Below are 24,294 nucleotides of genomic sequence, written 5' to 3' on the forward strand. Positions count from 1 at the left end.
GAGCACACATGCGTTATGCACTTTTACTCCGCGGCATCAATGTTGGCGGGAAAAACAAGGTCGTTATGGCTGATTTGAAGAAGGATTTGGCTAGGTTGGGTTTTGAAAATCCTGTTTCCTACATCAATAGTGGCAATCTTTTCTTTGATAGCGAGGAGCAGGAGGAGAGGATTCGGGAGATTTTGACGGCTTATTTCAGTCGGTCTTACGATTTTCCTCTGCCTTTTGTCCTTGTCAGCTCTGCCATGCTTCAAAAAGAAACAGCCAATCTGCCTACTTGGTGGCAGGATGAAACAGCCTTTCGGCGAGATGTTCTCTTTTATCTGTCGGAGACAGACAGGGAGAGTGTTCAAGAGCTGGCTGGCAGCTGGGCAAATGACAAGGAGCTGCTGCATTTCGGTCAGACAGCCTTCTTTTACAGAAATAGCGATCAGGCTGACTATCTCAAGTCCAACTACTACAAGAAGCTACTCAAATCTAGCTTTTACAAGTCTTTGACTATTCGCAATGGGAAAACCTTTCAGAAAATTTTGGAGTTGGCAGATACTAGTTAAAGAGGCATTATTTTGTTTTTTTGGAAAACTAATGATAAATTGTTAATGAATATATATGTTTGAATAAAGAAAAAGAGTTTTTACTTTTATTTTCATCATGCTGAAAACATTCAGTAGATAGGAGAATTTATGATTGAATTTAAGGATGTTACAAAAGTGTACGATGACAAGATAGCGTTGAATCATCTGAATTTAACGCTTCAGAGTGGAGAAATTGTAGGATTAATTGGACACAATGGTGCTGGAAAATCAACAACGATTAAATCATTGGTTAGTGTGATTAATCCAACGCATGGTCAGATTTTTGTGGATGGCAAGGAATTAGCAGCTAATCGGTTGGAAATCAAGAAGAAAATTGGTTATGTAGCTGATTCGCCAGATTTGTTTTTACGTCTGACAGCAAATGAATTCTGGGAATTGGTTGGAACTTCTTATGATATGAGTCCTTCAGATTATGAGAAACGTTTAACGGATCTACTGGAATTATTTGATTTTACAGCTCATCGCTATGAAGTTATTGAATCGTTTTCACATGGAATGCGACAAAAAGTATTTGTCATTGGTGCTCTTTTGTCTGATCCAGATATCTGGGTGTTGGATGAGCCTTTAACTGGTTTGGATCCGCAGGCGGCTTTTGACCTTAAGCAAATGATGCGAGAGCATGCAGATAAAGGGAATACTGTTTTGTTCTCAACCCATGTTTTAGAAGTGGCAGAGCAATTGTGTGACCGTATTGCCATTCTCAAAAAGGGAGAATTGTTGTTTTACGGTACGATTGAGGAATTGAAAGGTCAACATCCTGAAAAATCATTAGAAAGTATTTACCTCAGTTTGGCTGGTCGTAGAGAAGAGGTGAGTCCTGATGCGTCTTAAAGCGATTCGATCCCTCATTCATGCAAATATCATTTATACGACGCAATCAACTAGGCTTTCTAGTTATCGTAAAAAACAGCAAAAAAATCCAAAGAAAAAAGGAAATGTTGCTAGAAATCTAGTGATGAACTATCTCTACGTTGGAATTTTGTATGCTTGTATATTTGGTGTACAGGGTGCTTTTTTACCGCTTGCTCAAAATCCAGGGCTGTTTTCGAATTTTGTCAGCATCTTTTATCTTTTCATCTTTGCACAGGGATTTCTTTCCTTTTACAATGTTTTTTATGAAAGTAAAGACTTGCAAGCTTACCGACCTTATGCCTTTAGTGAGAGCGAAATTATGGTTGGGAAAGGATTTTCTGTTCTTTTAACTACTTTAATGGGAGTGTTTCCCATTGTTATTTACTTTATTGGTTTGCAAATGCAATCAGGTCAACCAATCTGGCTTGCAATCCCTATTCTGCTTATTTCGTTAGGAGTACTGTTTTCGACACTTATTTTCCTTCTTTTGGTTGGTGTTCATTTTATTACGAAAACAACTATTTTTAGGAAATATAAAAAGCTTGCCTCTAATATTTTACTGGCTCTTGCTACAATAATGGCTTTTGGTGCGATTTTATTGGTGAATTTGCAAAATAACTCTAACGTTAAAAACGCAATATTGCAAGATCAACCTGCTTATTTTCCGCCAATGACTATTTTTCATGCTTTCAGTATGCAACCTTTTGCTTTGAATTCGTTGCTTGGAATGGGAACATGGATAGTCGTAGCTGTTATATTATTTATAATTGTTAAGCGAAAGGTTTTACCAGAATTTTATGAAGCTGCAATGACCACAACAGCAACGGTCAATAGACAAAAACGAACGAAAATTTTCAAGATGAATGGACTTAGGAACTTTCCGCAGTTTGTGTTGCGCTATCAATTAAACCTAATCAGTGATGGCTCCGTCTTATTACAAACTCTTTTGATGCCTAGTGTGTTACCTTATTTTATTTTAATTCCGTTAATGGCTAGTTTTATGCAGTATCGTGAAATGATTTCTCCTTATTTGACAACAAGATTTGCTTTTCCATTGATGTTAATAGCAACATTTGTAGCAAGTTTAAATACAGGTGGAGCAAATTTAACAGGAATTGGCATTTCACTTGAACGTGAAAATTATGATTATTTGAAAGTATTACCTTTTGATATGGCACGTTATCTTAAACTTAAGTTTTGGAATTTATTTGTCATTCAATCCATTTTACCATTCATTTTATTGACAATTTTTTCCTTTGTTGTCGGCGTGCAACCAGTTGCTATTGTCTTGATGATTGTAGCTTGGACATTGACCTGTTTAGCATGGAGTGCATGGGGATATCATCGTGATAAACGCCTACAAGTGACCAATTGGTCAAATGTGACGGAATTATTTAATCGTGAAAATAATTCACTAAAGATGATTTTAGGAATTGTTGCTATGATTATTTACATAATCATTATTGCAATAAGCGCTTATTTCATTCTTGTATCACCAGATTTAGTGGGCTATTTGTTAGCAGGTACTTTTCTGATTGCTCTTGCAATGATGGCATTTTTACTGACAAATTATTATTTGAAAAAAGTTCAAACTGAAGTAGAAAATTAAGCTGAAAATTTTTGAATATTTACTATGTTTTTATTGCTTAGCAAGAATATATTGATAAGAGATCTATGTATTTTAGTGTGTGCTTTGAAACATCTATATACTAAATTTATGCTATAATAAATGCTATGTATACCAAACCAACTTCTGCCTATGTACACATTCCGTTTTGTACTCAAATTTGTTATTATTGTGATTTCTCTAAGGTCTTTATCAAAAATCAGCCAGTTGACGCCTACTTAGAGCACTTGCTTCAAGAATATACTTCTTATGATATAAAGCATTTACAGACGCTTTATATCGGTGGTGGGACACCGACAGCTCTTTCAGCGAAGCAGCTGGAGTTTTTATTGGCAGAGCTGACGAAAAAGCTGGATTTGTCATTGTTAGAAGAACTGACTATTGAAGCTAATCCAGGAGATTTGGATCCGGATAAGATTGCTGTTTTAAAAGATTCGGCTGTTAACCGAGTGTCTTTGGGTGTTCAGACTTTTGACAATCGCATGCTCAAGCAAATTGGGCGTAGCCATTTAGAGAAAGATATTTATGAAAATATCACTAATCTGAAGTTCGCTGGTTTTGATAATATCTCTATTGATTTGATCTATGCACTGCCCAAGCAGACCATGGACAACGTGCGGGAAAATGTGGCCAAGGCCATTGCACTAGATATCCCTCACATGAGTCTTTATAGCTTAATTCTAGAAAATCACACGGTTTTTATGAACCGGATGCGGCGTGGAAAGCTGCCTTTACCGAAGGAGGACTTGGAAGCAGAGATGTTTGAGTATATCATTGAGGAGTTGGAAAAAGCTGGGTTTGAACACTATGAGATTTCTAACTTTTCTAAACCAGGTTTTGAGAGTCAACACAATCTCATGTACTGGGATAATGCGGAATATTTTGGTATTGGGGCAGGGGCTTCTGGTTATGTCAATGGGGTTCGCTACAAGAATCATGGTCCGATTCGTCATTATTTAGAGGCGGTTGAAAAAGGCAATGCGCGTGTGAATGAAGAACATCTGAGTAAGCAAGAGATGATGGAAGAAGAAATGTTTCTGGGCTTGCGCAAAAAGTCAGGTGTTTCTAAAAAGCGTTTTGAAGAAAAATTTGGCATTTCTTTTGAGCAGCAGTACGGTCATGTAGTAACTGAACTTATTGAGCAAGGACTCTTAGTACCTGACAAAGAAATCGTTCGTATGACTAAAAAGGGTCTATTTTTGGGTGATACGGTCGCAGAGAAATTTATATTGGAGTAAATTATGGGTTTAACTTATCAAACGAAAATGAAAATTCCGTTTGACATGGCGGATATGAATGGTCATATCAAGTTGCCTGCTGTCATTTTGCTGTCCTTACAGGTATCAGGTTTGCAGTCTATTGACTTGGGGATTAGCGACCAGTATATGCTGGAGAAATACAATCTGGTCTGGATTATTACTGACTATGATATCGATGTGGTACGGCTGCCTAAATTTGGTGAAGAAATGACGATTGAAACAGAAGCGCTTTCCTATAATCGTCTCTTTTGTTATCGTCGTTTTACCGTTTTTGATGAAAATGATGTTGCCGTGATTGAAATGATGGCTACCTTTGTTCTTATGGACAGAGACAGTCGAAAAGTGCATGCTGTAGAGCCAAAGATTGTCGCACCTTATGAAGCAGAATTTTCTAAAAAGTTGATTCGTGGTCCAAAATATCCAGAACTGAAAGATTCGACCAGTAAAGATTATCATGTTCGGTTTTATGATTTAGACATGAATGGTCATGTCAACAACAGCAAGTATTTGGACTGGATTTTTGAAGTTATGGGAGCTGATTTTCTCATGAAATACGTTCCCAAAAAAGTTCACCTCAAGTATGTCAAGGAAGTACGACCTGGTGGGCAGATTACCTCTAGCTATGATTTGAATGGATTAGAGAGCAATCATCAGATTTCCAGCGATGGTGATACCAATGCACAAGCTATGGTAACTTGGCAAGAAATTTCATAAGAGAAACAATAGAAAGAGAAGTATGACCTACAAAGGATATTTAATTGATTTAGACGGAACGATTTATAAAGGAAAAGACCGTATTCCTACGGGTGAAGCTTTTGTCCATGAATTACAACGACGCAACATTCCATATTTATTTGTGACGAACAATACAACACGTACTCCTGAGACTGTTCAAACAATGCTAGCGGAACAATTCAATGTTGAAACGCCGATTGAAACGATTTATACAGCGACTTTAGCAACGGTTGACTACTTAAATGATAAAAATCTAGGCAAGAAAGTCTATGTTATCGGTGATGTCGGACTTAAGCAAGCCATTGCAGAAGCTGGCTATGTCGAAGATACTGATAACCCAGATTATGTAGTTGTTGGATTGGACTGGGAAGTGGACTATGAAAAATTGTCAATTGCTACTTTAGCTATTCAAAAGGGAGCTCATTTCGTAGGAACCAATCCAGATCTTAATATTCCGACAGAGCGCGGTCTCATGCCTGGAGCAGGATCGATTATTACTCTCATTGAAGTAGCAACTCGTGTGAAACCTGTTTATATCGGGAAGCCAAATGCAATTATCATGGAAAAGGCGGTTGAGCATCTAGGACTACCACGCGAGGAAGTGATAATGGTTGGGGATAATTACCTGACGGACATTCGGGCTGGGATTGACAATGGTATCCCTACGCTTCTGGTGACAACTGGCTTTACGAAACCAGAAGAAGTGCCAGGCTTGCCAATCCAACCAGATTATGTACTTTCTAGCCTAGCGGAGTGGGATTTTGATGCGCACTAAACTGACCTTTTGGCTGAGTATGCTCTGCTTTTTAGCAACAGCCATTTTGTTGACCATTTATCTGACTTGGCTGTTTTATCCTTTGGAAATTTCTTGGTTGCATTTAGAAAATCAAGTTTACCTCAAATCTGCAACCATTCAGCACAATTTCAATATTTTGATGAATTACCTAACCAATCCATTTCAGCAAAAGCTCTCCATGCCTGATTTTCGCTCATCAGCAGCAGGCCTGCACCATTTTCAAGTCGTGAAATATCTTTTTCATTTGGCGCAAGTTGTTTTTCTAGCAACCTTACCAGCGGTTTATTTGTTTGTAAAAAACATTATAAAAAAAAGCTATCTATCTGTCTTTTCAAAGGCGATTTTAGCTATTATTTGGTTGCCTATTGTAATTGCTGGTGTGGCGCTGGGGATTGGCTTTGATGCGTTTTTCACTCTCTTTCATCAGATTTTATTTGCTGGGGATAATACTTGGTTATTTGACCCTGCTAAAGATCCTGTTATTTGGATATTGCCAGAAGAATTTTTCCTCCACGCCTTTCTTTTGTTTTTTGTTCTTTATGAAGGTTTTGCTGTGGGGCTATACCTGTGGAGTCGAAAAAGCTATTTGAAGAAGGAGGGAAACTGATGCTAGTCAATCAGCAAGTACGAAAAGATATTGGTTTGTTCTCTGCTTTATGTCTACTGTATGTGGTCGTAATGGCAATGATTGGTCTGATTTATCAAACGATTGTAACCTTGTTTCAAGCGATTCGTTATTCCGGAAATCTTGAGAGAATCCAAAAAGCAACGGAAAGTTTTATGTCACGCGATGGTAGTTATTATCTAATTGCTGTCTGTGCAGGAGTTTTTATCTTTTGGTTGTATCGGGATGGTAAATTATTTAAGTCTGATTTACGAACGCAGAAAAGAGTCATGACTCCAAAAACGTTTGGACTAGTTTTATCTTTTTTACTTCTGGGTCAATTAGGGTTCGTCTTATTTAATCAGATTTTTGAAACAATCTTTAATTTATTTGGTTTTACTATGCTTAAAGCTGTCGAATCAGCTTCGGCAGGTTCAGATAGTGTTTCTATGTTTTTGTATGCAGGTTTTTTCGGTCCTGTTTCAGAAGAGTTGATTTTTCGCGGGGCGGGCTTACGAACATTTGAAAAATATGGAAAAGTCTTTGCGATTCTGATGTCTTCCCTCATATTTGGTTTATTTCATGGGAATATCCCGCAGTTCTTTTTTGCAGCTTTTGTTGGAATTGTCTTCTCTTATGTGACCTTGGAGTATTCAATTCTCTGGGCAATGGTTTTTCACGTTTTTAATAACTTGGTCATCGGAGATGGTTTAACTTATTTGTATTCGTTTTTGCCGGACGATATAGGTGGTCTTTTACACTTATTTATCCTGCTAATTGGTGCAAGTATCGCAGTAATTTTCCTGCTAAAAAACAAAATAGACATAAAAATGTATGTACAAGAAAATCGTTCATTTTCAGGAACCTATAGGCAAGCTTTTCGTTCTGTTTGGTTCTGGATTTTTGCAATCTTCATGTTTTTAACATCTTTGACCTTAATAAGTCATTTGTGAAAGAAGATTTTTGAAAGGACTTTCAACTTTCTTTCATTTATGATAAAATAAAGGTAACAAAAGAGGAGCGTATCAATCATGGAACAAACATTTTTTATTATAAAACCAGACGGCGTAAAACGTGGCTTGGTTGGAGAAGTACTGAAGCGCGTAGAACAACGTGGTTACAAAATCGAACGTTTGGAAATGAGAACCAATGTTTCAAATGAGTTAATTGATCAGCATTATGAAGCCCTATTAACGAAAGATTTTTATCCTTCAATCCGTGATTATATGACAAGCGGGCCTGTGATTATCGGTGTTTTATCGGGAAGCCAAGTGATTTCAGGTTGGCGTCACATGATGGGCGCTACTCGTCCGGAAGAAGCTCTACCAGGAACTATTCGCGGAGATTTTGCACAAGCAGCTGAAGCTGGTGAAACGATTCGAAATGTTGTTCATGGTTCAGATTCTGAAGAGTCTGCCAAACGGGAAATTGCGCTTTGGTTTGGTAATCATTAAAACATAGTAGTATAAATTCGAGAGAGTACAGATAGCCATTGCTTTTGTTCTCTCTTTTTTACTATCCGAATTGTACTGGGTGTGTTATAATAAAAAGGAATTGGAAATGTTTTAATATACTGAAAATTAATTGTTTTATCAAGGAGGAGATATGTCAGACAAACAAATTCATTTGGTTATCGTGACGGGAATGAGTGGAGCGGGAAAGACCGTGGCCATCCAGTCTTTTGAAGATTTGGGCTATTTTACGATTGATAATATGCCCCCCACGCTGGTTCCTAAATTTTTGCAGTTAATCGAAACGACACAAGACAACGACAAGATTGCTATGGTTGTAGATATGCGTAGTCGTTCATTCTTTTCTGAGATTCAGAAAGTTCTAGATGAGATTGAAAGTAACGCTGGACTTGATTTTAAGATTTTGTTTTTAGATGCGGCAGATACAGAATTAGTTGCACGTTACAAGGAAACGCGGCGTAGCCACCCCTTAGCAGCAGACGGTCGTATTTTAGACGGTATCAAGCTAGAACGTGAGTTACTAGCACCGTTGAAAAACATGAGTCAAAACGTGGTAGATACGACCGAATTAACACCGCGCGGGTTGCGTAAAACCATTTCTGAACATTTTTCAGATCCAACGAAACTCCAATCGTTTCGCATTGAAGTGGTGAGTTTTGGCTTTAAATATGGTATTCCGCTAGATGCCGACCTTGTTTTTGATGTACGTTTTTTGCCAAACCCATATTACCAACCAGAACTTCGCAATCAAACAGGGCTTGATAAACCAGTTTATGATTATGTGATGAATCATACGGAGTCAGAAGAATTTTATCAGCACTTAGTGGCTCTTATCAAACCGATTTTACCCGGCTATAAAAAAGAGGGGAAATCTGTTTTAACAATTGCGGTTGGTTGTACAGGCGGTCAACACAGAAGCGTAGCTTTTGCACAACGTCTAGCAGATGATTTGGCAAGCGAATGGACCGTTCACTCATCACATCGAGACAAAGACCGCAGAAAGGAAACGGTGAATCGTTCATGAGGAGACCAAAGATAGCCGTTATCGGTGGTGGTACAGGGATTTCAGTCATTTTGAACAGTTTGCGTAAGAAAGATGTAGACATTGCTGCTATTGTGACGGTCGCTGATGACGGTGGAAGTTCGGGGGAATTGCGAAAAAACATTCAACAATTGACACCGCCCGGTGATTTGCGAAATGTTTTGGTGGCTTTATCGGACATGCCGCGCTTTTATGAAAAAGTTTTTCAATATCGCTTTGCAGATGAAGACGGTGCTTTAGCTGGACATCCACTGGGGAACTTGATTATTGCAGGTATTTCAGAAATGCAAGGGTCGACTTACAACGCTATGCAGCTATTGACTAAGTTTTTCCACACAACTGGCAAAATTTATCCGTCTTGTGATATACCTTTAACGCTTCATGCTGTATTTACTGATGGAAGCGAAGTCGCTGGAGAAAGTCATCTCGCAGAACACCAAGGTATGATTGAACGAGTTTATGTCACCAATACCTATAATGACCAGAAGCCGGTGGCTAGTCGCAAAGTGGTAGAGACGATTTTAGAAAGTGATATGGTTGTTTTGGGACCAGGGTCATTGTTTACCTCCATCTTACCCAATATGATGATTGAAGAAATTGGACAAGCTCTTTTAGAAACAAAGGCGGAAATCGCTTATGTCTGCAATATTATGACCCAGCGTGGTGAAACCGAGCATTTCACAGATAGTGACCACGTGGCTGTTTTGCATCGACATTTAGGAAAACGATTTATTGATACTGTTTTGGTGAATATTGAGGAAGTTCCTCAAGAGTATATGAATTCTAATAAATTTGATGAGTATTTGGTGCAGGTTGAGCATGATTTTAAAGGTTTGAAAGAGCAAGTACCTCGTGTCATTTCGTCTAATTTTCTTCGCTTGGAAAATGGCGGAGCTTTTCATGATGGTGAATCAGTCGTCGATGAACTTATGCAGATTATACAGGTGCGCAAATGAGTTTTACCATTAAAGTGAAAGAAGAACTGCTTGGCCTAGGCAAAAAAGATAAAACGGAATTATCGGCTATCATTAAGATGTCAGGCAGTTTAGGAATTTCTAGTCAAGGCTTAACATTATCTGTTACGACAGAAAATGCAAAAATCGCTCGTCACATTTATGAATTGTTGGCAGCTTTTTATCAAGTCAAATCGGATATTCGTCATCATCAAAAAGCGAATCTTCGGAAAAATCGTGTTTATACTGTTTTTTTAGACGAAGGTGTGGAACAAATTTTAGCTGATTTACACTTGGCAGACTCCTTTTTTGGGATTGAAGCAGGCATTGACCAAGCTATTTTATCAGATGATGAAGCGAGCCGATCGTATTTACGAGGAGCCTTTTTATCCACGGGCAGTATGCGTGATCCAGATTCTGGGAAATATCAACTGGAAATCTTGTCGGTCTATTCTGACCATGCGGAAGATTTAGCCGCTTTGATGCGAAAGTTTTTATTGGATGCCAAGACAATTGAGCGCAAAAAAGGCTCAGTAACCTATCTGCAGCGAGCTGAGGACATTATGGACTTTTTGATTGTGATTGGGGCTATGAAAGCAATGACTGAGTTTGAGTCGGTCAAGCTCTTGCGAGAGGCTAGAAATGATCTGAATCGAACGAATAATGCGGAAACGGCGAATATTGCTCGAACGGTGACAGCTAGCATGAAAACCATTCATAACATTAGCAAAATCATTGGCACAGTTGGTTTAGAGAGCTTGCCGGTTGATTTGCAAGAGGTAGCTTATCTGCGTGTCAATCATCCGGATTATTCTATCCAGCAGTTGGCAGAAAGTCTTAGTAAGCCTTTGACGAAAAGTGGTGTCAATCATCGCTTGAGGAAAATCAATAAAATCGCAAATGAGTTGTAGAAAATGCAAAGAAATGGGGATTATATATTATAGGCGGAATCAATTTGAAAATTTCCATTAAAACTTTACGGTTTTCTCTTGAAAATTTTCAAAAAGTGTGATATAGTAATAAAAATTAAATAATCCTTTAAATCTGTCCCGTGAGGCAGACAAGGAGTCAAAGTATAAGATGGTATAGTACAGTGAGGCTGTTAGCAGTTTCTCTATGCTTACCTAGATTTTCTGAAGTCTCCTTGTGAAGGAGACTTTTTCTTTTAACTTTTTATACAGGAGGTTTTCCATGAAAACAAAAGAAGTTGTTGATGGTTTGACAATGAAACGTGCCATTACACGGATCACTTATGAAATCATTGAGCGCAACAAAGAGCTAGACAAGATTGTCTTGATTGGTATAAAAACACGGGGTGTTTACATTGCACAGCGGATTCAAGAACGATTAGCGCAACTTGAAAAGATCAATGTACCTATCGGTGAGTTGGATACCAAACCATTCCGCGATGATTTTAAAGTGGAAGAAGATACAACACATGTTCCTGTTGATATTACAGACCGCGAAGTCATCTTGGTAGATGATGTCCTCTATACAGGACGCACCATTCGTGCTGCTATTGATAATCTAGTTAGCTTGGGACGTCCATCACGCGTGAGCTTGGCTGTTTTAGTAGACCGTGGGCATCGTGAGTTGCCGATTCGAGCAGATTATGTGGGCAAAAACATTCCAACTAGTCGAACAGAAGAAATTATTGTGGAAATGATAGAACAGGATGGTCAAGACCGTGTCTTGATTGCGGAGGAGTTATAAGAAAATGAGTCAAGATGTGAAATATGATGTACACGATATGCCAAAACCTGGTTTGCTTGTAGGATTGTCCTTTCAGCATTTGTTTGCCATGTTTGGAGCAACGGTTCTTGTTCCAATTCTGGTTGGAATCGACCCAGCAGTTGCCTTGTTTTCAAGCGGTCTAGGAACCTTGGCACACTTAACAGTTACCAAGTACAAAGTGCCAGCTTATATGGGGTCTAGTTTCGCTTATATTGCAGCTATGCAAATGTTGATGAAAACAGACGGTATCGCAGCAGTCGCTCAAGGTGCCATTACAGGTGGTTTGGTTTACTTCATTGTAGCTCTTATTGTGAAGTTCGCTGGGAATGCTTGGATTGATAAGATTTTGCCGCCAGTTGTTGTAGGACCAATCATTATGGTCATCGGACTAAGCCTAGCAAGCACAGCTGTAAATGATGTCATGTTAAAAGATGGTAAATACAATTTAACTTATTTCATTATTGGGATTGTTACTCTCTTTGCAGTCATCCTCTTTAATATCTATGGTAAAAAGATTGTTGGAATTATTCCAGTGCTGTTAGGCTTGATTGTCGGATATGTCTTCGCGCTCATTCTTGGAGTGGTAACAGGAGAAGAAATTATTTCCTTTGCAAAAGTCTCTCAAGCTTCATGGTTCCATGTCCCACCTATGCACCTTCCTTTCTTAGACTATAATGTAAAATTTTATCCAAGTGCGATTTTAACAATGGCTCCAATTGCATTTGTAACTATGACAGAGCACTTTGGTCATGTTATGGTATTGAATAGCTTGACCGGAAAAGATTTCTTTAAAGACCCAGGATTGGATAAAACTCTTGCCGGAGATGGTCTTGCACAAGTTATCGCTGGGATTTTCGGTGCGCCACCAGTAACGAGTTACGGTGAAAATATCGGTGTGATGGCTCTCAATAAAATCTATAGCGTTTATGTTATTGCAGGTGCAGCAGTACTTGCGATTGTGATGAGTTTTGTTGGGAAAGTTTCTGCCCTCTTGCAATCCATTCCAACTCCAGTTCTAGGCGGTATTTCTATTGCGCTCTTTGGAGTCATCGCTTCTAGTGGTTTGAAAATTTTAATTGAAAAGCAAACGGACTTTGACAATAAGAAAAATCTGTTGATTGCTAGTGTGATCTTAGTCGCTGGGATTGGCGGCTTAACCTTGCAACTTTCAGGTCTGCAAATTTCAGGGGTTGCCTTGTCAACGGTTCTTGGAATTGTGCTCTATCTTATCTTGCCAGAACCTAAAAATTAGTTTGAATTCTTAACTTTATTGAAAGAAACGCCGTATCTAATAAAAGGAGAAATACACCATGTCATCTAATCAAATCGCTCTTAAAAATGTTGTCTCTATGGAAACTCTTACCAATGAGGAAGTCTTAAGTTTAATCAAACGTGGCATTGAATTTAAAAATGGAGCGAAAGCTCATTATGATGAACAACATATTATCGCTAATCTCTTCTTTGAGCCCTCTACGCGAACACATAAAGCCTTTGAAGTAGCGGAATTAAAGCTAGGTTGTGACCTGTTGGATTTTGATTCAAAGACCAGCTCTATCAACAAAGGAGAGACCTTATATGATACGATTTTAACCATGTCAGCACTCGGAGTGGATGTCTGTGTCATTCGTCATCCAGAAGTGGACTATTACAAGGAATTAGTCGAAAGTCCAACGATTACAACTTCAATTGTGAATGGTGGTGATGGCTCTGGACAACATCCGAGTCAAAGTTTGCTAGATTTGATGACCATTTATCAAGAGTTTGGGCATTTTGATGGCTTGAAGATTGCGATTGCAGGCGACTTAGATCATTCACGAGTGGCGAAGTCAAATATGCAAATCTTGAAGCGTCTGGGTGCAGAACTTTATTTTGCAGGTCCAGAGGTATGGAGAAGTGAAGAATTTGCAGTTTATGGGCAATTTGTCACACTTGATGAAGTCGTTGACCAAGTGGACGTCTTAATGCTTCTGCGCGTGCAGCACGAGCGTCATGATGACGATTCACTCTTTTCAAAAGAAAATTATCATAGATTGCATGGCTTAACTCAGGAACGATATGATAAGCTGAAAGATACAGCCATCATCATGCATCCGGCTCCAGTAAATCGTGATGTGGAAATTGCAGACCACTTAGTGGAAGCTCCTAAATCTCGTATTGTAGAACAAATGACAAATGGTGTATTTGTTCGGATGGCAATTATCGAGTCTGTCCTAAATGGACGAAAAGAGCAATAGACACTAAGGTATTGCTGTAAGAACAAACGGAGGGGAAAATGGAAAAACGCTTGTTAATTCTGGAAGATGGTACAGTATTTGAAGGAGAGGCCTTCGGTGCTGATATGGATGTGACTGGAGAAATCGTCTTTAATACAGGTATGACCGGCTATCAAGAATCTATTACAGATCAGTCTTATAATGGACAAATCTTAACCTTTACTTATCCGTTAATCGGAAATTATGGAATTAACCGTGATGACTACGAATCGATCACTCCTACTTGTAAAGGAGTGGTCGTTTATGAGTGGGCACGCCGAGCGAGCAATTGGCGTAATCAGATGACTTTGGACGAGTTTTTAAAAGTCAAGAAAATTCCAGGAATTGCTGGTATTGATACACGGGCATTGACGAAAATCATTCGACAGCATGGAACGATGAAAGCAACAATAGCCAATGTAGGCGACCAAATGGTGCATCTGCAAGATCAGTTGAAGGCGACCGTTTTGCCGACCGATAATATCAAACAAGTTTCAACAAAGACACCGTATCCAGCACCGGGTTCAGGTCCTAGTATTGTGTTAGTTGATTTTGGATTGAAACATTCGATTCTTCGTGAATTAGCGGCACGCAATTGTAATGTGACAGTTGTTCCCTATGATACAAGTGCAGCAGATATTCTTCACCTTCACCCTGACGGTGTCATGTTATCCAACGGTCCAGGTAATCCAGATGATGTACCGCAAGTGCTAGACATGATTCGAGGGATTCAAGGTAAAATTCCTCTTTTTGGTATCTGCATGGGACATCAACTTTTTAGTAAGGCAAATGGAGCTCAGACTTATAAAATGAAATTCGGTCACCGTGGTTTTAATCATGCTGTCAGAGAGATTGCGACAGGGCGAATTGATTTTACCAGCCAAAATCATGGTTATGCTGTTAGTCGGGAAAATTTTCCGAGCGAGTTGCTGATTACGCATGAGGAAATCAATGACAAGTCTATTGAGGGTGTGCGACATCGGTTTTTCCCTGCTTTTTCAGTGCAGTTTCATCCTGATGCTGCACCAGGACCACATGATGCCAGTTATCTCTTTGATGAGTTTATGGAAATGATTGATGCTTTTAAACAACAGCATAGTTCATTGTAATCAATGGATTAGGAATAGGAGAAAAACATGCCAAAACGTACAGATATTCAGAAAATTATGGTGATTGGCTCTGGTCCCATTGTCATTGGACAGGCTGCTGAGTTTGATTATGCAGGAACGCAGGCTTGCTTGTCTTTGAAAGAAGAAGGCTACACAGTCGTTTTAGTTAATTCCAATCCTGCAACGATTATGACAGACAAGGAAATTGCTGACAAGGTTTATATTGAACCAATCACGCTGGAATTTGTCACTAGAATCTTACGGAAAGAGCGACCAGATGCACTTCTGCCGACATTGGGTGGGCAAACAGGACTCAATATGGCAATGGAATTATCCAAAAAAGGTATCTTGGATGAGCTAGGTGTCGAACTTTTAGGAACTAAGCTGTCGGCTATTGATCAAGCTGAGGATCGTGATTTGTTTAAGCAGCTCATGGAAGAGTTGGAACAGCCTATTCCAGAATCCGAAATTGTAAATACAGTCGAAGAAGCGGTAGACTTTGCAGCGAAAATAGGCTACCCAGTAATTGTTCGCCCAGCCTTTACTTTAGGGGGAACTGGCGGCGGAATGTGTGCCAATGAGGAAGAATTGCGAGAGATTGCTGAAAATGGTCTGAAATTATCTCCGGTGACTCAGTGTTTGATTGAGCGCTCTATTGCTGGTTTCAAAGAAATTGAGTACGAAGTTATGCGCGATGCAGCTGACAATGCTTTGGTGGTCTGCAATATGGAAAACTTTGATCCAGTCGGTGTACACACAGGTGATTCCATTGTCTTTGCGCCAACGCAAACTATTTCGGATTATGAAAATCAAATGTTGCGGGATGCTAGCTTGAAAATTATCCGTGCTCTAAAAATCGAAGGAGGCTGTAATGTGCAGTTGGCATTGGATCCACATAGCTTTAATTACTATGTCATTGAAGTCAATCCGCGCGTGTCTCGTTCATCTGCCTTAGCTTCTAAAGCAACGGGTTATCCTATTGCTAAATTGGCTGCAAAAATCGCCATTGGCTTGACACTAGATGAAGTTATTAATCCGGTCACAGGCACAACTTATGCCATGTTTGAACCGGCTCTGGATTATGTTGTAGCTAAAATTCCACGTTTTCCTTTTGATAAATTTGAACATGGAGAACGTCATCTGGGAACGCAGATGAAAGCTACCGGTGAGGTCATGGCTATTGGGCGTAACATTGAGGAAAGTCTTCTTAAAGCCTGTCGTTCTCTGGAAATTGGTGTTGATCATAATGAAATGCCAGAACTAAATCAAGTGGCAGATGATGATTTACTAGAAAAAGTCGTCAAAGCTCAGGATGATCGTCTTTTCTATATATCTGAAGCCATTCGCCGTGGCTATGATATCGAAGAAATTGCAAAACTAACCAAGATTGATTTGTTCTTTCTGGATAAATTGCTTCACATTCATGAATTAGAGCAGGAGTTAATGACTCATGTTGGAGATGCAAATCTGCTTAGACAGGCTAAGCAAAACGGCTTTGCAGATACTAAGTTAGCTCGGCTTTGGAAAATGACAGCAGAAGAAATACGTCAATTTCGTAAAGAAGAGCGGATTCTTCCAGTCTATAAAATGGTTGACACCTGTGCAGCTGAGTTTGAATCAAGCACGCCATATTTTTATTCTACTTATGCTTTTGAAAATGAATCAATCAAGTCAGAAAAAGAGTCTGTTCTAGTGTTGGGCTCTGGACCTATTCGAATTGGTCAAGGAGTAGAATTTGACTATGCTACTGTGCATTCTGTCAAGGCCATTCAAGCAGCTGGCTATGAAGCAATCATTATGAATAGTAATCCTGAAACGGTCTCAACAGATTTTTCGGTTTCTGACAAGCTTTACTTTGAACCCTTGACTTTTGAAGATGTCATGAATGTCATTGAACTGGAGCAGCCAAAGGGAGTCATCGTCCAATTTGGTGGACAAACCGCTATCAATCTAGCTGAGCCATTGTCAAAAGCTGGCGTGAAAATTTTAGGTACTCAGGTAGCTGACCTTGACCGTGCAGAAGACCGTGATTTGTTTGAACAGGCTCTTAAGGATTTGAATATTCCGCAGCCACCAGGTCAGACAGCGACGAATGAAGAAGAAGCGGTGGCAGCAGCCAGCAAGATTGGCTTCCCAGTCTTGGTGCGTCCTTCTTATGTTCTGGGCGGTCGTGCTATGGAGATTGTAGAGAACGAAGCAGACCTTCGCTCCTATATGCGGACTGCTGTCAAGGCTAGTCCCGATCATCCGGTGTTGGTAGACTCTTACATTGTTGGCAAGGAATGTGAGGTAGATGCCATTTCAGACGGACATCAGGTCTTAATTCCAGGGATTATGGAACATATTGAACGGGCTGGAGTTCACTCAGGTGATTCTATGGCTGTTTATCCTCCGCAAACCTTATCTGCTCAAGTTCAGCGGACTATCGCCGATTATACTAAGAAATTGGCTATCGGACTTCACTGTATCGGTATGATGAACATTCAGTTTGTCATCAAAGATGAGAAGGTTTATGTCATTGAGGTCAATCCTCGTGCTAGCCGGACGGTGCCATTCTTGTCTAAAGTGACGGATATCCCTATGGCACAGGTGGCAACTAGGCTAATTTTAGGTCAAACTTTAGCGGAGCTAGGGTATGAAGATGGTCTTTATCCAGAAAGTCAAAATGTACATGTTAAAGCACCGGTCTTTTCCTTCACCAAGTTGGCCAAGGTAGATAGCCTTCTTGGTCCTGAAATGAAATCGACAGGTGAGGTTATGGGAACAGATGCAACTCTTGAAAAAGCTTTATACAAGGCTTTTGAAGCCTCTGATCTACATCTTCCAAACTTTGGCAATGTTGTCTTTACGATTGCGGATGAAAATAAGGAAGAAGCCCTCGCATTAGCGAAGCGTTTTGCAGCGATTGGATATAGTATTTTAGCAACACAGGGCACAGCGAAATTCTTTAAAGAAAATGGTGTTTCGACACAATTGGTTGAAAAAATTGGTACAGCCGATAACAATGACATTCCTGCCTTTGTTCGCAAAGGCAAGGTTCAGGCGATTATCAATACAGTCGGAACGAAGCGAACGGCTGATAAGCACGGTCAGGCTATCCGTCAATCAGCCATTGAGCATGGAGTTCCGCTATTTACAGCACTTGATACAGCTGATGCCATACTAAAGGTCTTAGAAAGTCGTAGCTTTATGACAGAAGCAATTTAGAGCAGTATTCTTTTTGTCATGATATTAAGTTCTTTTTTTAAAATCTCTTGACAAATCTATTTATCTATCTTATACTTAATACAATTAAATACAACTTTAATCATGTCCCGTGAGGCATAAAAGTAATCGTTAAAATGGATTAGTGCGCTAATCTACTATTTTACTGTAAACTTTTGGCTCAGGACTTCCTGAGCTTTTTGATTTTTAGGCTGTATTCAATTAATAAATGTAGTCTGTGAGCTACGATTAAGGAGAATGTGCATGTCTTTAGACAAAAATAATAAGCGAGCACTGGTTGCTGCGATTGTTGCATCAGGAACGGACGACTTAAACGTCATGTTCTTAGCTTTTTCGATGTCATCTATTATTTCAGAATTAGGTGTTACTGGAGCGCAAGGAGGCTGGATTGCAACAATTACCAATCTAGGAATGTTGGTTGGAGGCCTTCTCTTTGGTATACTGGCAGATCGCTATCACAAGTTTAAAGTTTTCAAGTGGACGATTGTTATTTTTTCATTAGCAACAGGGTTGATTTACTTTACACAAAATATTTATTATCTATATCTCATGCGTTTTATCGCTGGGATAGGCGTTGGTGGAGAGTATGGAGTTGCCATCGCGATTATGGCAGGTATTGTTCCTATTGGAAAAATGGGGCGCATTTCATCTCTGAATGGAATTGCAGGGCAAATCGGTTCTATTACTTCAGCACTTTTAGCAGGTTGGTTAGCGCCGGCACTTGGCTGGAAAGGGCTTTTCCTCTTTGGACTTGCGCCTATTGCTTTGGTTTTGTGGATGATATTAGCGATTGACGATGATCATATCCGAGATAATGGCAATGTGAAATTAAAAGCAGAAGGATGCCAGTCTGTTAAAATGAGTGAATTGTTTAAAACACCAGCTCTAACAGCTCAGACAGTAGCGCTTATGGTCATGACAACGGTGCAAATTGCGGGTTACTTTGGTATGATGAACTGGCTTCCAACCATTATCCAAACAAGCCTGCATATTTCTGTAAAAGATTCCTCACTTTGGATGGTCTCAACGATTTTGGGAATGTGTCTGGGAATGCTCACTTTCGGTCAAATCCTTGATAAATGGGGACCAAGATTTGTTTATTCAATCTTTCTTCTATCTTCTTCCATGTGTGTTTACCTCTTCCAATTCGCCAATTCAATGCCAGCCATGATTGTCGGTGGTGCGATTGTCGGCTTTTTTGTAAACGGTATGTTTGCGGGTTATGGCGCGATGATTACGAGATTGTATCCAGCTCATATTCGCTCCACAGCTAATAATGTCATCTTAAACGTTGGCCGAGCAATTGGAGGATTTTCATCTGTGATTATTGGTAAAATTTTAGATATCTCGAGCGTTTCAATGGTCATGATTTTCCTAGCTTCTCTTTATTTGATTAGCTTTTCTGCTTTGTGGACGATTAAGAATTTAAAAGCAGAACGTTACTCACTGTTAGGAGAAGAATTAGTCGCAAAAGAAGCGTAGTGTATTAAGTTTTAATGAAAGTCTGTTCATTTGAATGACAGGCTTTTTACATTTCATGATATAATGAAATCAGGCAAGTATAGGAGGAAATGGGATGAATTTTAAACAGCTGTCGTATTTTCAGGATATTGTTCGTACAGGAGTTTTACAGAAGCAGCAGAAGAAAATTTTATTTCGCAATCGGTCATGTCCCAACAGATGAAGTCGCTGGAAGAGGAGCTTGGTGTGATCCTTTTTGAACGCAAAAATCGCGGATTTCATTTAACGAGAGCTGAGAAATTTTTTATCAAAAAAGTCAACGGTTGCTAGAAGATTATAATGGCTTGGTAGCTGATACACAAGTTTTGATAGGAACACAGCCAGTTTCCATGCGGATAGGTCTATTGTGGAGAATGAAAGAAAGCGTACTGCCCCAGATTTTAGCTGAATTCAAAGAGCGTTTTCCAAGTGTTCAGTTGGAAATCATGGTAGGAAGTCATGAAGAGATTGGCACGGCACTGCGCCAGCAAAAGTTGGATATGACCATTAGCGACCAGCGAAAATCATTTTCTGGCAATTATGCGAATATTTGCTTAACTTCTTTCCCTCTTTATATCAGAGTTGGACATGCTCATCCCTTATCCCAATTAAAATCTGTTCAGATGAAAGACTTGCAGGTCTATCCAGCTTTGTTATTAGCTGTGAAAGGACAGGAAAAGATAGAATCTGATTATTATCGAGACAATCTTGGTTTTCAGTCGGAATTTAATTTTGCTTATTCTCCAGAAGAAGCAGCATTGCAACTCATGGTTTCTACTGCTTATTTTCCTTTTGAAAAAATGACTACTAAGGCAACTTCAAACCTTTATTGCGAATATTGCGAATTTCCTCTTTTGCAGAATCAGCAACCGATAGAGCGAGACTATTTTCTTTTTTATCATTTGGAGCATGCTCATCCTTACACAGAAGATTTTTTAGAAATTGCTAAACGTTATTTCAGATAAGTTTTTCTTATCTGATTTTTCTTGCAATTCAAATTGATTTGTCAAAAGCAAAGCGGTACAATAAGAAATGTAAAGAAGAAAGCGAGGAAATGTCATGGATATTGATAATAAAGTCTCTTTTCCGGATTTGCTAGGCTTATCTGAAACGGATCCAGAATTTGTTGCACTCTTTAAACAATTCGCTTTTCAGGAAGTGCCGAAAGACCTCCCCTTCTCATTAGATGAAAGAAGATATTACCTAGCCACTTTAGCTGTTTTAGTTGGCAGTCAAGGGCTTGAAGCTTATAAAGAGATTCTTCCCGTTGCTTTGGATAATGGGGTGAAAGCCGTGGAAGTCAAAGAATTGTTATATCAAGCGATTGCTTATCTAGGTCTTAGTCGTGTTTATGCCTTTTTCGCACCGACGAATACGATTTTTACCAATCAAGGAATTTCTCTTCCTTTGGCTAGTCAAAAAAATACGAAAAATCAAACTCGCTTAGAAGCTGGAGAAGAAGCTCAGATTGCAATTTTTGGCGAGCAGATGAAAGGTTTTGCGACAAAGGGAGAGCCGGATGTACGCCATATTAACAAATGGTTGGTAGATAATTGTTTTGGTGATTATTATACTCGCTCTAGCCTTGATTATGCTGAGCGTGAATTGCTGACATTTTGCTATCTTTATTCTCAAGGAGGCTGTGAACCGCAGCTAAAAGGGCACATTGCAGCCAATCTTCGCTTAGGAAATGATAAAACGTTGTTAATTGCAGTCATCTCTGCTTGTATCCCTTATATCGGTTATCCGCGTACTCTAAATGCACTTAGTTGTATCAACGAAGTTGTAAATGCACAACAGTAAATTTATCACAAAGGAAGTAGAAAAATGAAATATCAAACAAAAGAAGCCTTTGATAAGGCAAATCATTTCGGACTTGGTGCATCAAATGATGCTTATGCTCAATACTTTATCGGTCAATCGTATTTAAATTCCCTCGGTGCAACAAAAGATGGTGTAATCGCCCTTCATAATGTCACTTTTGAGCCTGGCTGTCGAAATAATTGGCATATTCACCACGCTAGCAAGGGCGGTGGACGAATTCTGATTTGTACGGCTGGTGAAGGTTGGTATCAAGAAGAAGGTAAAGAAGCAGTCAGCTTATCTGAAGGTTCTGTAGTGATTATCCCTGCGAATGTAAAGCACTGGCACGGTGCGAAAAAAGATTCTTGGTTCAGCCATATAGCGTTTGGTGTTCCTGGGGAAGATTTGTCAAACGAATGGTGTGAAGCTGTTTCAGACGAGGAATATAATCAATTAAAAGATTAGAAGAAACAATCATCTCAAGAGCAAGTATTGCGGATTTGATTGTTTGTATCATAAAAGAACCGTCTTTATACAACTATGCTAGTCTAGGTATTTCAAAGTCAGGAACAGACGGCGACAGACCTATGTATTAAAGAAAACAGCACAAACCTATCGTAAGAAAGTTTATGCTGTTTTTAATTGCGTAATTTTATTCTATTTTAAATGATAGGATAACAGTTTCTCGCTACACATAAAAATGAAAATGCTAGAAAAAACTCCCAACGCGATACAATAAAGGTGTTCAAGCCTATTGTAAAGCGATGGGAGAAAATATAGCATAAAAATTTCGTTGTTTATCACACATAAGATGATTATGGTTTACTTATCAAATTGAACTTCTTCTAACAAGTATTCAATGAATTTATCACCCATTTTAGACAAGCTAGCTTTTTCATGTTTAATATAAACCAGCTCAATAGGGTCATCAATATCTAGCGGAATGGAAACAATATTGTCACCGTTGAGGTTGCTGTTGAGAATACCAGTTGCGATAGTGTAACCGTCAAGACCAATCAAAAGATTGAAAAGGGTTGCTCGGTCACTGACAACGATGGATTTTTTATGGTGTTCTTGGGATAGGATTTCTTCTGAAAAGTAGAAAGAGTTGTGAGTTCCTTGGTCATAGCTCAGATAAGGAAAATCTTCTAGATCAGCTAGTTGAACCAGTTTTTTCTTTGCTAGAGGATTGCTCTTGCTGACAAAGATATGGGGCTGTGCGGTAAAGAGATGAGTGGCAAGCAAGTGATTGTCATCTAGCATTTTGGAGAGGACATCGCGGTTATAGCTGTTGAGAAACAGAACACCAATTTCACTACGGAAATTTTTGACGTCATCAATGATTTCCCAAGTTCGGGTTTCCCGCAGGAAGAGCTCGTACTTTTCCATGTCACTCTTTTTGAGCAGAGATACGAAAGCATTGACTACAAAGGCGTAGTGTTGGGAGGAAACGCTGAAAAGTTCTCGGTTAGCAACGGGATTTTTATAACGTTCTTCCAGCAGCTGGGTTTGCTCCACCACCTGACGAGCATAGGAGAGGAATTCCATCCCGTCCTTGGTCAGGGTAATGCCCTTGGGGTTGCGGATGAAAATCTCAATGCCCATTTCATTTTCCAAATCGCGCACTGCATTGGACAGACTAGGTTGGGTAATAAAGAGTTGCTTGGCAGCCTCGTTCATGCTGCCAGTTTCGACGATTTTAATAATATAATGTAATTGCTGAATTCTCATGAATCTATTTTATCACATTAGCATTGACAAAACACTTGTTAAGTTGTAAAATATATTAAATTTAACCTTTAAGAAAGTCCAGCGAGGCTTCCAAGGTTTCAGGTGAAAGAAGAGTGAGAAAATCTGCTCTCCATTTTCGTGAAGCCTTGCGTGTATATGCAGGGTCTTTTTTAATAAAGAAATGAGGTAGAAATGGTAAATAGCTCGTGTAAGGCAAGATTTGGAAAAATCATGTTGGAGAAGATGAGCATTGTGCATCAAGAGGAAATTGCTCCGCGAATTTTTTCTATGGATTTACAAGGGCAAATGGTTAGCCAGATGAAGGCTGGTCAGTTTCTACATATTCGAGTCCCAGATGATACAAAGCTTCTACGGCGACCTATTTCAATTTCAGAGATTGATAAAGAGAGAAAAATTTGTCGGATTATTTACAGGATAGAAGGGGCAGGCACAGAAATTTTTTCTAAATTGCAGAAGGGTTTTCAGTTGGATGTCATGGGTCCTCAAGGAAATGGGTTTGATTTATCTGGTTTGGACATTGAAGATACAGCCTTAATCATAGGAGGCGGTATTGGTGTTCCGCCCTTGCTGCAGGTAGCAAAAGAATTACATAGCAAAGGGGTCAAGGTCACTTCAGTTCTTGGATTTGCAACAAAAGCCGCCGTTATTTTGGAAGAAGAGATGAAAAAATACGGTCGTGTCATCGTAACAACAGATGACGGCTCTTATGGTCGCAAAGGCTATGTTTCCTCTGTTGTGAATGAGTTGCCAGAAAGTTTTACTGCGGTTTATGCTTGCGGTGCCCCTGGTATGCTCAAATATGTTGATGAAACATTTCGTAGTCATCCACGAGCTTACATTTCTATGGAGTCACGAATGGCTTGTGGAATGGGGGCTTGCTATGCTTGCGTACTTCATGTGGCTGGTGAGGATCAATCAGTCAATAAGCGTGTCTGTGAAGACGGTCCAGTTTTTGAGACTGGCACAGTCTTGGTGTAGGAGGT

24 protein-coding genes are annotated in these 24,294 nt (G+C 39.5%); 23 read left to right on the forward strand and 1 reads right to left on the reverse strand.

Annotation, left to right across the window (positions count from 1 at the left end; all coding sequences use genetic code 11):
• The first annotated feature begins 8 nt into the window (after nucleotides 1–8).
• The 22 genes from HMPREF3249_RS04200 to HMPREF3249_RS04305 all read left to right on the forward strand — a co-directional run bounded on the left by HMPREF3249_RS04200 (nucleotide 9) and on the right by HMPREF3249_RS04305 (nucleotide 22,024).
• Nucleotides 9–554 (forward strand): DUF1697 domain-containing protein, encoded by a 546-nt coding sequence (locus HMPREF3249_RS04200; protein ID WP_003027988.1) that lies wholly within the window; start codon nucleotides 9–11, stop codon nucleotides 552–554.
• 129 nt (nucleotides 555–683) lie between these two features.
• Nucleotides 684–1,427, forward strand: coding sequence for an ABC transporter ATP-binding protein (locus tag HMPREF3249_RS04205; protein ID WP_049533877.1), 744 nt, complete (start codon nucleotides 684–686; stop codon nucleotides 1,425–1,427).
• Nucleotides 1,417–3,057, forward strand: a complete 1,641-nt coding sequence (locus HMPREF3249_RS04210; RefSeq protein ID WP_059220652.1) for a hypothetical protein — start codon at nucleotides 1,417–1,419, stop codon at nucleotides 3,055–3,057. The genes HMPREF3249_RS04205 and HMPREF3249_RS04210 overlap by 11 nt, the downstream gene beginning before the upstream one ends.
• A gap of 125 nt (nucleotides 3,058–3,182) precedes the next feature.
• Nucleotides 3,183–4,313 carry a radical SAM family heme chaperone HemW gene (gene hemW / locus HMPREF3249_RS04215; RefSeq protein WP_049533881.1) on the forward strand — a complete coding sequence of 377 codons (1,131 nt, stop codon included), beginning with the start codon at nucleotides 3,183–3,185 and terminating at the stop codon, nucleotides 4,311–4,313.
• A 3-nt stretch (nucleotides 4,314–4,316) separates the two neighbouring features.
• Nucleotides 4,317–5,048: an acyl-[acyl-carrier-protein] thioesterase gene (locus tag HMPREF3249_RS04220; RefSeq protein WP_049533884.1), complete on the forward strand. Its 732-nt coding sequence runs from the start codon at nucleotides 4,317–4,319 to the stop codon at nucleotides 5,046–5,048.
• 22 nt (nucleotides 5,049–5,070) lie between these two features.
• Nucleotides 5,071–5,844 carry a TIGR01457 family HAD-type hydrolase gene (locus HMPREF3249_RS04225; RefSeq protein ID WP_003042013.1) on the forward strand — a complete coding sequence of 258 codons (774 nt, stop codon included), beginning with the start codon at nucleotides 5,071–5,073 and terminating at the stop codon, nucleotides 5,842–5,844.
• On the forward strand, nucleotides 5,834–6,472 hold the full coding sequence (locus HMPREF3249_RS04230; protein WP_049533885.1) for a TIGR01906 family membrane protein: 639 nt from the start codon (nucleotides 5,834–5,836) through the stop codon (nucleotides 6,470–6,472). Before HMPREF3249_RS04225 ends, HMPREF3249_RS04230 begins: the two co-directional genes overlap by 11 nt.
• Nucleotides 6,472–7,422, forward strand: coding sequence for a CPBP family intramembrane glutamic endopeptidase (locus HMPREF3249_RS04235; protein ID WP_049533886.1), 951 nt, complete (start codon nucleotides 6,472–6,474; stop codon nucleotides 7,420–7,422). The genes HMPREF3249_RS04230 and HMPREF3249_RS04235 overlap by 1 nt, the downstream gene beginning before the upstream one ends.
• Before the next feature lie 78 nt (nucleotides 7,423–7,500).
• Nucleotides 7,501–7,923: a nucleoside-diphosphate kinase gene (ndk, locus tag HMPREF3249_RS04240; RefSeq protein ID WP_003024857.1), complete on the forward strand. Its 423-nt coding sequence runs from the start codon at nucleotides 7,501–7,503 to the stop codon at nucleotides 7,921–7,923.
• Nucleotides 7,924–8,074: 151 nt separating this feature from the next.
• A complete protein-coding gene (rapZ, locus tag HMPREF3249_RS04245; protein WP_003024854.1) occupies nucleotides 8,075–8,965 on the forward strand; it encodes an RNase adapter RapZ in 891 nt (296 codons plus the stop codon).
• Complete coding sequence (locus tag HMPREF3249_RS04250) at nucleotides 8,962–9,939, forward strand: YvcK family protein (RefSeq protein ID WP_049533887.1); 978 nt, start codon at nucleotides 8,962–8,964, stop codon at nucleotides 9,937–9,939. The genes rapZ and HMPREF3249_RS04250 overlap by 4 nt, the downstream gene beginning before the upstream one ends.
• A complete protein-coding gene (whiA, locus tag HMPREF3249_RS04255) occupies nucleotides 9,936–10,847 on the forward strand; it encodes a DNA-binding protein WhiA (RefSeq protein WP_049533888.1) in 912 nt (303 codons plus the stop codon). Before HMPREF3249_RS04250 ends, whiA begins: the two co-directional genes overlap by 4 nt.
• Nucleotides 10,848–11,127: 280 nt before the next feature.
• Entirely contained in the window at nucleotides 11,128–11,649 is a 522-nt protein-coding gene (gene pyrR / locus HMPREF3249_RS04260) for a bifunctional pyr operon transcriptional regulator/uracil phosphoribosyltransferase PyrR (protein WP_003027998.1), read from the forward strand.
• Nucleotides 11,650–11,653: 4 nt separating this feature from the next.
• Entirely contained in the window at nucleotides 11,654–12,922 is a 1,269-nt protein-coding gene (locus HMPREF3249_RS04265; RefSeq protein WP_049533894.1) for a uracil-xanthine permease family protein, read from the forward strand.
• Between the two features lie 58 nt (nucleotides 12,923–12,980).
• The gene (locus HMPREF3249_RS04270; RefSeq protein ID WP_059220655.1) at nucleotides 12,981–13,904 is read left to right on the forward strand and encodes an aspartate carbamoyltransferase catalytic subunit; all 924 of its coding nucleotides are present in this window, start codon (nucleotides 12,981–12,983) and stop codon (nucleotides 13,902–13,904) included.
• Nucleotides 13,905–13,942: 38 nt separating this feature from the next.
• On the forward strand, nucleotides 13,943–15,031 hold the full coding sequence (locus HMPREF3249_RS04275) for a carbamoyl phosphate synthase small subunit (protein ID WP_003042289.1): 1,089 nt from the start codon (nucleotides 13,943–13,945) through the stop codon (nucleotides 15,029–15,031).
• Nucleotides 15,032–15,058: 27 nt separating this feature from the next.
• Nucleotides 15,059–18,238: a carbamoyl-phosphate synthase large subunit gene (gene carB / locus HMPREF3249_RS04280; RefSeq protein ID WP_059220657.1), complete on the forward strand. Its 3,180-nt coding sequence runs from the start codon at nucleotides 15,059–15,061 to the stop codon at nucleotides 18,236–18,238.
• 261 nt (nucleotides 18,239–18,499) lie between these two features.
• On the forward strand, nucleotides 18,500–19,738 hold the full coding sequence (locus HMPREF3249_RS04285; RefSeq protein WP_070867494.1) for an MFS transporter: 1,239 nt from the start codon (nucleotides 18,500–18,502) through the stop codon (nucleotides 19,736–19,738).
• A 186-nt stretch (nucleotides 19,739–19,924) separates the two neighbouring features.
• Nucleotides 19,925–20,047, forward strand: a complete 123-nt coding sequence (locus HMPREF3249_RS04290) for a helix-turn-helix domain-containing protein (RefSeq protein ID WP_003042193.1) — start codon at nucleotides 19,925–19,927, stop codon at nucleotides 20,045–20,047.
• The gene (locus tag HMPREF3249_RS04295; RefSeq protein WP_257369180.1) at nucleotides 20,041–20,721 is read left to right on the forward strand and encodes a LysR substrate-binding domain-containing protein; all 681 of its coding nucleotides are present in this window, start codon (nucleotides 20,041–20,043) and stop codon (nucleotides 20,719–20,721) included. The genes HMPREF3249_RS04290 and HMPREF3249_RS04295 overlap by 7 nt, the downstream gene beginning before the upstream one ends.
• Before the next feature lie 94 nt (nucleotides 20,722–20,815).
• A complete protein-coding gene (locus HMPREF3249_RS04300; RefSeq protein WP_003042374.1) occupies nucleotides 20,816–21,559 on the forward strand; it encodes a carboxymuconolactone decarboxylase family protein in 744 nt (247 codons plus the stop codon).
• A gap of 24 nt (nucleotides 21,560–21,583) precedes the next feature.
• Nucleotides 21,584–22,024 (forward strand): cupin domain-containing protein, encoded by a 441-nt coding sequence (locus HMPREF3249_RS04305; protein ID WP_070867495.1) that lies wholly within the window; start codon nucleotides 21,584–21,586, stop codon nucleotides 22,022–22,024.
• Nucleotides 22,025–22,381: 357 nt separating this feature from the next.
• Here HMPREF3249_RS04305 and HMPREF3249_RS04310 read toward each other — a convergent pair whose 3' ends face one another.
• Nucleotides 22,382–23,290 (reverse strand): LysR family transcriptional regulator, encoded by a 909-nt coding sequence (locus tag HMPREF3249_RS04310; RefSeq protein ID WP_003028007.1) that lies wholly within the window; start codon nucleotides 23,288–23,290, stop codon nucleotides 22,382–22,384.
• 192 nt (nucleotides 23,291–23,482) lie between these two features.
• Between HMPREF3249_RS04310 and HMPREF3249_RS04315 the strand changes: the two genes are divergently transcribed.
• Nucleotides 23,483–24,289 (forward strand): dihydroorotate dehydrogenase electron transfer subunit, encoded by an 807-nt coding sequence (locus tag HMPREF3249_RS04315; protein WP_037567328.1) that lies wholly within the window; start codon nucleotides 23,483–23,485, stop codon nucleotides 24,287–24,289.
• Nucleotides 24,290–24,294 lie beyond the last annotated feature (5 nt).

It is taken from the genome of Streptococcus sp. HMSC36C04, from assembly GCF_001839535.1.
In the GTDB taxonomy this organism is placed as follows: domain Bacteria; phylum Bacillota; class Bacilli; order Lactobacillales; family Streptococcaceae; genus Streptococcus; species Streptococcus hominis.